Here is an 11,752-nt window from a genome sequence, read left to right on the forward strand (position 1 = left end):
TCGATCCGTTTCACGAAATGACCTCGCAACGGATCGGAGAAGAAGATGGCCGAGTGGTCGCAGACCTGGAACTGGATCGACGGTGACTGGATCGAGGGCAACGCCCCGATCATGGGAACCCGCAGCCATGCAGCCTGGCTGAGCTCCAGCGTATTTGACGGCGCGCGCGCATTCGAGGGCGTGACCCCGGATCTCGACCTGCACTGCCAGCGCGTGAACGATTCCGCCCGCGCTCTCGGCCTGAAGCCGACGATGCAGGTCGGGCAGATGATGGAGCTGGCTCGGGAAGGCCTGAAGAAGTTCCCCTCCGACGCCGCCGTCTACATCAAGCCGATGTACTGGGGCGAGACCGAAGGCATCGGCACCATCGCCGCCGATCCGGAGGGAACGCGCTTCGCGCTTTGCCTGTTCGAGGCCGGCATGGCGCCGAAGGACACGGCGATCAGCCTGACGCTGTCGCCGTTCCGCCGGCCGACGCTGGAGACCATGCCCGTCAACGCCAAGGCCGGATGCCTCTACCCGAACAACGCGCGCGCCATCGTCGAGGCGAAGTCGCGCGGCTTCGACAACGCCATCGTGCTCGACATGCTCGGCAATGTCGCGGAACTGACCACGGCCAATGTGTTCATGGCCAAGGACGGGGCGGTGCATACGCCGGCGTGGAACGGCACCTTCCTGAACGGCATCACCCGCCAGCGCACCATCAAGCTGCTGCGCGATGCCGGCGTCGACGTCTACGAGCGGACGCTCGGCTATGGCGACTTCCTGGACGCCGACGAGATCTTCTCCTCCGGCAACTACTACAAGGTGGTGCCGGTCAAGCGGATCGAGGACCGGGAGATGCAGCCGGGCCCGATCGCGGCGCGCGCGAAAGAGCTTTACTGGGACTTCGCCCACGGCTGAGCGTGGTCGCGGCACCGGGACAACAACAAGAAGAGGCGGGCGGAGAAATCCGACCCGCCTTTTTCCTTGATGGAACCTCAGGCGCGTTCCGCGAAGGGTCCCACGAGAAGCGCGGCGAGAAGAAGCACCGCCGCCGCCCCGAGCGAAGGCCAGTAGAAGCTGCCCGTCGCATCGGCAATCAGTCCGGCCAGCGTCGGCCCCACCATCTGGCCGACGCCAAAGCAGGCGGTCATGACCCCAAGCAGGCGGCGCGGGTCACCGGTGGACAGGCGACGCGCCTCGACGAGGCCGAGCGACGTGATGCCCATGAAGGTGCCGCCGAACAAGATGGCGGCGATCGCAAGGCCCGCCACGCCGGGAACGAGCACGCTTGCCGCGATACCGATCGCCTCGAGAACACAGGCAAGCGCGAACCCGCGACCAAGACCGATGCGAGCGGCAATACGCCCCCACACCCAGACCGAGATCGCGGCCGAAAGGCCGACGGCGGCCCAGGCCGGTGCTTCGAACGGAGCAAGGCTCTCGGAGGCGCGCAGGATGCTTGTCAGGAAGGTCGCCGTCACGACATAGCCGATGCCGAAGAGCCCGTAGGCGAGCGCAATGCGCATCAGCGCCGGCGGAATGCGTGCAGGGGAGCGGCGCTTCGTGCCTGCATCCGCTCCCACAGGGACCGGAGCCCGTGCGGCCTCCGCTTCCGCGCGCATGCCGGGCGCCAGACAGACCCATGCCCCGCAGCAAAGCGCGAGCGAGAGCAGTCCCGAGCCCTCCCACAGCCCGCGCCAGCTCCCTCCTCCGTGCGCAAGGCCGCCCACGACAACCGCCGAGAGGGCAATACCGATCCCGACGCCGGCAAAATGCACATCGCCAAGCTTCGCGTTGCCGCCGGCGGCCAGGTTCTCCAGCACGAAGGTCGAGGAAAAGACCAGCACGCCGGCGCTGGCCAGCCCCCCCAGGAAGCGGATCGCGGCAAGGAAGACAACGCCATCGTCCAGCGCCATCATGCCGGTCGTCAGCACGCTGCCGGCCAGGCCGACGGCAAAGCCTGCCTGGAGATGGCGACGGGGAAAGGCGGTCGCGCCGAGCGCGCCCAGAAGATAGCCGAGGAAATTTGCGGACGCGACGAAACCGCCCTGGGCGGCGGTGAGCGGTATCGTCTCTGCCATATAGGGAAGGATCGGTGTGAGGACGAAACGACCGATCCCCATGGCCGCCGCAAGGCACAGGAAGCCGCCCATCGCGAGACGGAAGGGCGAGACTGCCGGGTTTGTCATGATGCGAGAAAGCTCCCGTAGTCGCCGGCGGGCGCCGACAGCCGGATGGTTGGCCTGCAGACTAGAAGGGATTTTGTCCGGGTGAAAGACGGAAGCAGGCATGCCCTTGCAGCAGCAACCGCAACGAAAAAGGCCCGACGCAAGCGCCGGGCCGGAACAGGACGACCAGTGCCGCGCTAAAGGCGGATCTGACCGTAACGCAGCGCCTCGACGACCGTGTGGGTCTTGTTCGAGGCGTTGAGCTTCGCGCTCGCGTTCTGCAGATGGGCGTGAACCGTGCGCTGGGAAATGTCGAGCAGCTCCGCAATGTCGCTGGCAGTATTGCCCAATGCGGTCAGCTCGAGCACCCGGCGCTCGCGGGCTGAGAGATCGCCCGGGCGTTGCGTGGTGATCGCGCCAAGCTCGATCAGCCGGCGGAAGGCCGCGTTGCAGATCAACTCGAGATTGGCCAGCTCGATCTTGCCACCCTCGAGATGGGCGCCGCCGCCCAGCACGAGCGCCTGGAAGGGCTGAGCCTCCATCACCGGCACCACGACGACGCGTGTGTCGCCGCCGAGCGAGGCAAAGAGCTCGGAATGGCTGGTTTCTCCGGCGGTCACGTCCCAGATGAAGGGGCGGTTGCGCATCAGGCCGAGCATCAGCGCGCCGTCATGCGTGTCGAGCTCGGAACGCTCAATGCCGCCAGCACGGTCGTCAGCCCAGCGGAAGCGGTGCACGAGGCCGTTGATCGGCCGGTTCGGCATCGGCAATCCCGTGATCAGGATGTGGGTCGCCCCCATGCGGCGCAACTGCGCTTCGACGATGTCGAGAACATGCTTGGCCGACTGGGCCTCCGCGATCGCCAGCGCCTTTGACTGCAGTTCCATCGGTTCGGCCATCTGTCTCCGCCTTTCCGTCATACCCAGGCGCCCTTCCGTCACGCGCCGGAAGCCGCCATGCTAACGGCGAGAATCTGAACAGCTTCTTTGCAGCCGCCCGGATCCGCCATGCGTTCAATCGCGCCCCAACGCTCCGTCAGGAAAGGCACCGCACCCACCGATGACCCGCCTCCCACCCGAAAACGGCACGTTACCGGCCAAGAGATAGAGAGTAGAAGATACAACGTTAAATACGCATAATCTACGTCTACTCTCGGAAGAACTCACATTTCCCGGCCAGATTCGCTCGAGTCTCACCAGCCGGCAACAACTTTTGCGGGCAGCACCCTGCGGACTTCTGCAGCGTGCCAGCGGCTTCGGGACCGGAGGCGAACAGGACCGAGCCTCTTCCTGCCCCCGCACCGTCCACCGTCGGGCCGATTCCCGCTTTGCCTGCATTACCTTGTCTATTTATGTCGAATTACGGGCAATCGTCGCAACCAAAAAATGGGCAATAGCGAGCAAATACACCCAAGGTTGTCGCCCCTTGGTGATTTCGACATGAGGCAAACTGCCTGAAATCCGCCAGAGCCGCCCTGAACGCGCAAGAAAGGTGCGTCCCTGCGCATGTTGGGGATCCGATGCCCGGCACCAGGCTGGCGACAGCGAATGGCGGGGACGCCTGCCACACTGGGCCTTTTCGAGCGCCGGTGCGAGTGCTATGCCATCACCGTCGCTCCGCAGCGCTCGCGTGCCCCGCCCTTTAGCGCCCGCCCACGGCAGCGCACGCGCTCCTCGCGCACCGGAGGGCAGCTCCTGACGCAAGATCCGAGAGTTTTCATGACCCTTCAAAAAACCGTCGCGGCCCTTTCGCTCATCTCGAGCTTTCTGCTCGCGGCCTGTTCCCCGACGATGGAGATGGATGGACCGGTCACGGTTGCCCGCACCTCCGACGTGACGCTGGTCCAGATCACCGCAAGCGGCGCCGGCGGACTTAACGCGCAGACGCCCTACTCCAAGAAGGCGATCGAGGCGGCCCTGCCCGGCTTCACGGCGGAAGGCTTTCAGTCGGCAACGGAAGACCGAACCGAATGGGCCATGGGCGCGTTCAATTCCGACGGTTTCCAGGTGCTCCAGATCTTCAAGGGAGACGGCGGCAAGATCCGTGAAGTGCATGGTGTCACCCACCACCTAACCGGCCCGAACGGCGAGCGGATCGGCATGACCTTCGACGAGATCGGAACGCCGCGCAGCTCCTGCCGCGATGGACGCAACCTGTGGCGGGGCATGGCGATCTGTCAGGCGGCGGGGACGAAGAACGTCACCCTCGTCTATGCCATCTCGCAGTACGACGGCCCGTTCGACCGGCTGCCGCCGGAGGCTCAGCTTCGCAAGGCTGCCCTTCAGCGCATCATCTGGTACAACCGCTAAGGCACGCCGTCCCGAAACGGGACATCGATGCTGGCATGAGGATTGCGCCTGTCCCGTGAAGGACAGGTGCATGATCCAGAAAAGATACAGGTCAACCGTCGCGCATTCCATGACCCGCCGAGCCCTGCTCGGCGGCGGGCTTGCTGCGACCGCCACGCTTCTGATCCAACCGGCCGCGGCTCAGCGGATCGCGGACCTTCGCGGAACCATCGACGCCGGCGAGTTCGGCGTGCGCCCCGGCGCTGCGGACGACCAGAGCGCACTGTTGCAGCGGGCAATCGATGCCGCCGCCAAACGCGGCCGGGCCCTGTTCCTGCCAGGCGGGCGCTACGCGGTCGCCAACCTGCGCCTTCCCTCCGGCACTCGGCTCGTCGGCCTGCCCGGACAGACCCGTTTCGACTATCAGGGCGGCGGACATCTGATCTACGGAGAACGCGCCAAGTCCATCGGCCTAGAGGGCATTCATTTCGACGGCGGCAACCGCGCGCTTGGCGAATACACGCCGGGCCTGCTGCATTTTGCCGACGCAAGCGACCTTGAGGTTACAGGCTGCACGGTTTCCGGCAGCGCCAAGGCGGGCATCGCCCTGGACCGGACGTCGGGCCGCATCCATGCAAACACGATCTCGGGCGCGCGCCAGGCCGGTGTCAGGTCCATCGAGGCGACGGGGCTCGCGATCACCGACAACCTGGTGCGCGACTGCGGCAATGCCGGCATCCTCGTCTACCGCTGGAACGAGGGCGAGGACGGCACCATCGTTTCCGGGAACCGGATCGAGAAGATCGCCGCCATCGACGGAGGAACAGGGCAGAACGGGAACGGCATCAACGTCTTCCGCGCCCATGGCGTGATCGTGCGCGGAAACCGGGTCGCCGACTGCGCCTTCTCGGCGATCCGCTCGAACTCCGGTTCGTCGCTCATTGTCGAGGGCAACTCCTGCCTGCGTTCGGGCGAAACGGCGATCTACTCGGAATTCGCCTTCCAGGGCGCCGTCATCGCCGACAATCTCGTCGACGGCGGAGCCATCGGCATTTCCATAGCCAATTTTCTCGACGGTGGACGGCTCGCCACCTGCTCGGGCAATGTGATCCGCAATATTGCAAATGAAGGCCCCTACCCTGCCGAGGTGCAAGGCTTCGGCATCGGCATCGCCGTGGAAGCCGATACGGCAGTGACAGGGAATGTCATCGAGAAGGCGGCGAGGATCGGACTGCACATGGGCTGGGGGCCGTATCTGCGCGATGTCGCGGCAACCTCCAACGTAATCCGCGACTGCCCGACGGGCATTGCGGTCACGGTCGTCGAGGAGGCGGGCCCCGCGCTCATCGCCAGCAATCTGATCTCGGGCGCAAGCGCGGGCGGCGTCGTCGGCTATCGCTGGAAGGACCCGGTCACCGACGACCTGACGCAGGCAGGCGCAAAGACCTACCCGCATCTGTCGCTGTCGGGAAACCTCGTGAGCTGAGGCCTTTGGCTATCCGGCAGCGCGGCGCATGCCCTGAAAAGCCTCGCGCACGGGGCGCACGTCGCCCACGTGTATGCCGTTCCAGTTCTCCAGCCTCGGCTTCAGCCAGGGCGCCAACGCCTTGCTCTCGTCCTCGTCAAGCTCGATCAGCGCCTCGATGACGGCAGCCATCATGGTCTCGGAGGCACGCGTCGCGCCATCCTCGCACTTGAGCGCAACGCCCAGGCCCTTTTCCGGGATCGAGGCAATGAACACACCTTCGGCGCCCGTCTTGACGAAGACACGGCCCGCCAATGCGCCCATCACCTGCGAACAGAAACGCCCCGTGCCGGCGACCATGAATGGATTCTCGACGCAGGCGTCATAAAGACGGGCGGTCGCATCGGCGCGGATCGGATCGAGCCCCTCGCCGGTGCCGAAACAGGCGAACCCTTGCGCCAGACGGTCGAGCGGCATGGCATAGGTCGGGATAGAGCAGCCATCGGTGCCGCGCGCCATGTCAGAAAGCGACATGCCGATCATGCCCTCCATGGCGGCGCGGGCCTCCATCTGCACCGGATGATCCGGCTCGATGTAGCCTCGGGTGGCAACGCCGAGCGTACGGGCGAGCCCCAGAAAACCGGCGTGCTTGCCGGAGCAGTTGTTGTGCAGCGCGCAGGGGCAGACGTCGGCGCGGTGCAATTGGGCGACATCCTGCATCCGCTTCGGCCAGTGCGTGCCGCACTCGAGCGCCTCCTCGTCCAGACCGGCCTTGACCAGCATCACGCGCGCGGAATTGACATGCACCTCCTCGCCATTATGCGACGAACAGGCAAGCGCCAGTTCCGCCGGGCTCAGATCGAGCGCGTCCGCCGCCCCTGATTCCACCAGCGGCAAGGCCTGAAGGGCCTTCACCGCCGAGCGCGGGAACACGGGGCGCGATACGTCGCCAATGGCGGTGATGGTCTTGCCGGCGGCATCGACCACGGCGACGGTGCCGCGATGGCGACTTTCGACGGCAGTGCCGCGCAGCACCTCGACCAGAACGGGATTTTCCATCTCAGTCCTCTCCGGCGGCGACGCGGGCGGCAGGCGCGGACACGCCCGCCAGACGGCGTCCCTCGACCCATGTCCCCAGCCGCTCCAGTGCGGCATCGAGCACCTCGTCGCGCTTGCAGAAGCAGAAGCGCACGAAGTTCGTCGGCGCATCGGCGACATAGAAGGCGGAGACGGGAACGGCGGCAACGCCCGCCTCCTCCACAAGCTGGCGGCAGATGTCGACGTCGGTGCCCTCGAGCCCGAGCGTCGACACGTCGCAGGTCGCGAAATAGGTGCCCTCGCAAGGAAGGACACCGAAACCGAGGCCGGCAAGCCCGGTCAGGATGCGGTCGCGCTTGGCCTGCATCGAGCCGGCCAAGTCCTCGAAATAGCTGTCGTCCTTGCCAAGACCGTAGGCAACGGCGCGCTGCAGGTTCGGCGGGGTCGTGAAGGTGACGAACTGATGCGCCTTGGCAATCGGGTCGAGCAGGTTCGGCGCGGCCGTCACATAGCCGACCTTCCAGCCGGTCAGCGAGAAGGTCTTGCCGGCAGAGCCAATGCGCACGCTGCGCTCGCGCATACCGGGGAAAGCCATCAGCGGGCGATGGACACGGCCGTCGAACAGCAGATGCTCGTAGACCTCATCGCAGATCGCATAGACGCCGTGCTCGTTGCACAGTCTTGCGATCGCCGCGAGCTCCTCCTCGGCGAAGACCTTGCCGGCCGGGTTCATCGGGTTGTTGAGCAGGATCGCCTTGGTGTTTTCGGTAAAGGCGTTCTCGAGAGCCGTCAGATCGAGCCGCCATTGCGGCGGGGTGACGCGCAGGCGCACCGGAATGCCGCCCGCCCGCTTCACCAGCGGCAGGTAGCAGTCGTAAAGCGGTTCGATGAGAATGACTTCGTCGCCCGGCTCCAGAAGCGCAAGGAGCACATCGGCAAGCGCCTCGGTCGCCCCGGAGGTGACCATCACTTCGCTCTGCCAGTCGACGTCGATCCCGTAGAATCGGCTGTTGCTCTGCGCAACGGCCTGTCGCAGCTCCGGCAGCCCCAGCATCGGCGGGTACTGGTTGGGGCCGGTGATCAATGAGTCGGCCGCGATCCTGCGCACGTCTTCCGGACCGTCGACATCCGGAAAGCCCTGTCCGAGATTGATCGCGCCGTGAGCCATGGCCAGTCGCGACATTGTCTCGAAGATCGTGGTGGGCAGGCCGGTGAATACGGGATTGGTCGGCTTCATATCTGGCTCGGTTCCTCGCCTGACGCGCCGCGCGTGACGATTGCGGCGCGGAGGCTTTGTAGCCACTCCCAGCGCCGGCGTCGAGCGCGGAACCCGCGCGCATCGGATTCCGCAACGTAAGGCATTGAATAGAAAGTGAAAACAGATCGAAGATCGCACCATACGTGACGGAGGTCACAGGATTGCCCGACCACTCCGCTAGTGTCGCTCACGGGTCAGGTGGCGCATCGCGCCGAGCCGTTCCCCCCGGCCAATCGCCAGACCCTGGCAGGCCTTCCATCCCTTGCTTGCCGTCACCCGATCCGGCTCAGGCTTGCGGGAGGAAAGCGCCGCCACCCGACCCCGGTGCGCCCTGCACCGGGGTCGCTTCGTTTCATCCAGGCGCGTTTCAGCGAACCAGAATGTTGCGGAACTGCCAGGGATCGCTCTCGTCGATGTCTTCGGGGAAGAGCCCCGGACGACCGTCAAGCGGGGTCCAGTCGGTGTAGTATCCCTTGACCGGCCCCAGGTAGGGGCCCTGAACCTCGAGGCAGCGGCGATAATCCATCTCGTCCGCCTCGACGATGCCTTCCTTCGGGTTTTCCAGAGCCCAGACCATGCCGGCGAGCACGGCGGAGGTCACCTGCAGACCGGTGGCGTTCTGATAGGGAGCGATCTCGCGCGTCTCCTCAATGGAAAGCTGCGAGCCGTACCAATAGGCATTCTTCTCGTGGCCGTAGAGCAGCACGCCAAGCTCGTCGATGCCGTCGATGATCTCGTCCTCGGTGAGGACGTGCAGCGTCTCCTGAACCTTGCCGGCCGCGCCGAAGAGCTCGTGCAGCGACAGCACCGCATCGTTCGCCGGATGGTAGGCGTAGTGGCAGGTCGGGCGATACTTGACCTTGCCGTCTTCCTTCACGGTGAAATAGTCGGCGATGGAGATCGACTCATTGTGCGTGACGAGGAAGCCATACTGAGCGCCCGGCGTCGGGCACCACGTGCGCACGCGGGTGTTGGCGCCCGGCTGCTCCAGATAGATCGCCGCCTTGCAGCCCTTCTTGTGCCTGCGGGCGTTCTTCGGCATCCATGTTTCATGAGTGCCCCAGCCAAGCTCGGAAGGCTGAAAGCCCTCGGAGAGGAACCCTTCGACCGACCAGGTGTTCCAGAAGGCGCCCATCGGCTTGGGCTTCTTGGCGCGCTGGGTATCGCGCTCGGCGATGTGCACGCCCTTGACGCCGACCTTCTTCATGAGCTTCGCCCAGCCCTTGCGGTTGGTCGGCTCCTCGAACTTGATCCCGGTGTCGCGGGCGACGTCGACCAGCGCCTGCTTGACGAACCAGGACACCATTCCCGGGTTTGCGCCACAGCAGGAAACGGCCGTGGTGCCGCCAGGGTTCTTCTTCTTTTCGCGGCGCACGGTCTCGCGCAGCGCGTAGTTGGTGCGCTCCTCGTTGCCCGCACTCTCGTCGAAATAGAAGCCGAGCCAGGGCTCGACGACAGTGTCGATGTAGAGCACGCCGAGTTCGCGGCAAAGCTTCATCAGGTCGAGCGACGATGTGTCAACGGAGAGATTGACGCAGAAGCCCTGGCCCTCGCCCTCCGTGAGCAGCGGTGACAGCACCTCGCGGTAGTTCTCCGGCGTAATCGCGACCTTCTCGAAGCGGTAGCCGCGCTCGTCGACAAGAGCGCGGTCGGTATCAACCGGATCGACAATCGTCACGCGCTTGGTGTCGAAATTGAAATGCCGCTCGATCAGCGGCAGCGTGCCGCGGCCGATCGAACCGAAGCCGATCATGACGATCGGGCCGGAAATGGTTCCGTAGACAGGGTGGCTCTGCCCGGAAGCGATCTCGGCCGCCGGCTTCCGGCTGGCGCCACGCTTGGCGGGCTTTTTCGCGGCCGTGGCCGTCTCATCGGTCATTGCGGGCTTCCTCTCGTCGTGGAAATTCGCTGCGGCGGCGCGCGACGGCGCCGCCATATCGGGAACATAGCGCCGACCGGCCGCATTCGCGACCGGTCGGCTGGATATGGATGGATGATGGCGTCAATCAGATGACGTAGGAGCGCAGCGGCTTGAACCCGTTGAACGCGACCGAAGAATAAGTCGTCGTATAGGCGCCGCAGGCCTCGATCAGAACCTTGTCGCCAATGGACAGGCTGACCGGGAGTTCATAGGGGGTCTTCTCGTAGAGCACATCGACGCTGTCGCAGGTCGGGCCGGCGAGCACGCAAGGGGTCTTGCGATCATCGTCCTTGTCCGTGCGGATCGGATAGCGGATCGCCTCGTCCATGGTCTCCGCAAGGCCGTTGAACTTGCCAATGTCGAGATAGACCCAGCGGATCTCATCCTCGCTGGCGGACTTCTTGGAGATCAGAACCACCTCGGCCTCGATCATGCCCGCATCGCCAACCAGGCCACGGCCGGGCTCGATGATCGTCTGCGGAATGCGGTTGCCGAAGTGCTTCGACAGGCCGCACAGGATCGCCTCGCCGTACCGCGGCACGCCGGGGACATCCTTCAGGTAGCGTGCGGGGAAGCCGCCACCAAGGTTGACCATGGACAGCGTGATGCCGCGCTCGGCCATCTCGCGGAAGATGCCGGCTGCCGACGCGAGCGCCGTGTCCCAGGCATCCACATTGGCCTGCTGGGAGCCGACGTGGAAGGAAACGCCATGAGCGGTCAGGCCCGAGCGATGAGCATGCTCGAGAACGGCCGGAGCCATCTCCGGCGCGCAGCCGAACTTGCGCGAAAGCGGCCAGTCGGCGCCGGCGCCGTCGCACAGAATGCGGCAGAAAACCTGAGAACCGGCGGCGGCGCGGGCGATCTTGTCGACCTCGGCCTCGCAGTCGACGGCAAAGAGGCGAACGCCCAGCTCGAAGGCACGCGCGACATCGCGCTCCTTCTTGATGGTGTTTCCGAAGGAAATGCGCTCCGGGCCGGCGCCGGACGCCAGGACCATCTCGATCTCGGCGACAGAGGCACAGTCGAAGGACGAGCCCAGGCGCGCCAGGAGCTCAAGGATCTCCGGCTCGGGATTGGCCTTCACGGCGTAGAAGACGCGCGTGTCCGGAAGGGCACGCTCGAAGGCCAGATAGTTGTCGTGCACGATATCGAGGTCAACAACGACGCAAGGCTCGTCGTCTCGTCGCTGGCGGAGAAAGTTGCGAATGCGCTCGGTCATGTCAGTCACCCGTTCCGAACTGCGTCACAGGATCGCGAATGCACGGCGTCGGCCGGTCCGCTTTGGAGACGGACAGAACACGCGTTGCATTTGCGAGCGATCGGGCTCGAAACCACAGCATGATGCCATGGCACGGCCGTACCGCGATTGATGCCTTGGATTGGATCGGGTTTTCCGAACCGCACAGCGGGCAATGATGTAACAAGTGCCTCTTCAGTGACCCCGGGACTTGGAAACCCGGCAGAGACCAAAAAAGCCCTCTTACGTCGTTGCTTTAAGCCGTCCGTTTTGCTGCTCTCTCCGGAATGATCCGGGCCCTATGAGCAGCTGCCACCTTTCGGTTGGACGACCACGGGCACGTGCGAATTTGGGCAAGGGGAGATATGAATCAGGAGGCCGTAACAATCAAG

9 protein-coding genes are annotated in these 11,752 nt (G+C 65.0%); 3 read left to right on the plus strand and 6 right to left on the minus strand.

Features of this window, described 5'->3' with window-relative positions:
- The first annotated feature begins 45 nt into the window (after nucleotides 1-45).
- Entirely contained in the window at nucleotides 46-903 is an 858-nt protein-coding gene (locus ACN0WF_RS15820) for a branched-chain amino acid aminotransferase (protein ID WP_417773745.1), read from the plus strand.
- 77 nt (nucleotides 904-980) lie between these two features.
- Here the strand turns inward: ACN0WF_RS15820 and ACN0WF_RS15825 are convergent, their stop codons facing one another.
- Both ACN0WF_RS15825 and ACN0WF_RS15830 read right to left on the minus strand, forming a co-directional pair.
- Nucleotides 981-2,174 (minus strand): YbfB/YjiJ family MFS transporter, encoded by a 1,194-nt coding sequence (locus tag ACN0WF_RS15825; protein WP_417773746.1) that lies wholly within the window; start codon nucleotides 2,172-2,174, stop codon nucleotides 981-983.
- A 176-nt stretch (nucleotides 2,175-2,350) separates the two neighbouring features.
- Nucleotides 2,351-3,052 carry a response regulator transcription factor gene (locus tag ACN0WF_RS15830; RefSeq protein ID WP_417773747.1) on the minus strand — a complete coding sequence of 234 codons (702 nt, stop codon included), beginning with the start codon at nucleotides 3,050-3,052 and terminating at the stop codon, nucleotides 2,351-2,353.
- An 819-nt stretch (nucleotides 3,053-3,871) separates the two neighbouring features.
- On the opposite strand from ACN0WF_RS15830, the gene ACN0WF_RS15835 reads away from it, so the two are divergent.
- Nucleotides 3,872-4,462, plus strand: a complete 591-nt coding sequence (locus ACN0WF_RS15835; RefSeq protein ID WP_417773748.1) for a DUF1131 family protein — start codon at nucleotides 3,872-3,874, stop codon at nucleotides 4,460-4,462.
- A 70-nt stretch (nucleotides 4,463-4,532) separates the two neighbouring features.
- Nucleotides 4,533-5,927, plus strand: coding sequence for a TIGR03808 family TAT-translocated repetitive protein (locus ACN0WF_RS15840; protein ID WP_417773749.1), 1,395 nt, complete (start codon nucleotides 4,533-4,535; stop codon nucleotides 5,925-5,927).
- A gap of 9 nt (nucleotides 5,928-5,936) precedes the next feature.
- Here ACN0WF_RS15840 and ACN0WF_RS15845 read toward each other — a convergent pair whose 3' ends face one another.
- From ACN0WF_RS15845 to ACN0WF_RS15860, 4 genes are all read right to left on the minus strand, one after another.
- Nucleotides 5,937-6,965: an asparaginase gene (locus tag ACN0WF_RS15845; protein WP_417773750.1), complete on the minus strand. Its 1,029-nt coding sequence runs from the start codon at nucleotides 6,963-6,965 to the stop codon at nucleotides 5,937-5,939.
- Nucleotide 6,966: 1 nt separating this feature from the next.
- Nucleotides 6,967-8,181 (minus strand): aminotransferase, encoded by a 1,215-nt coding sequence (locus ACN0WF_RS15850; protein ID WP_417773751.1) that lies wholly within the window; start codon nucleotides 8,179-8,181, stop codon nucleotides 6,967-6,969.
- 388 nt (nucleotides 8,182-8,569) lie between these two features.
- Nucleotides 8,570-9,955, minus strand: a complete 1,386-nt coding sequence (locus ACN0WF_RS15855; protein ID WP_417773838.1) for a homospermidine synthase — start codon at nucleotides 9,953-9,955, stop codon at nucleotides 8,570-8,572.
- Nucleotides 9,956-10,208: 253 nt separating this feature from the next.
- A complete protein-coding gene (locus ACN0WF_RS15860) occupies nucleotides 10,209-11,342 on the minus strand; it encodes a type III PLP-dependent enzyme (RefSeq protein WP_417773752.1) in 1,134 nt (377 codons plus the stop codon).
- Nucleotides 11,343-11,752: the final 410 nt, after the last annotated feature.

Origin of the sequence: Stappia sp. (assembly GCF_048268045.1) — a bacterium.
Classification (GTDB): Bacteria; Pseudomonadota; Alphaproteobacteria; order Rhizobiales; family Stappiaceae; genus Stappia.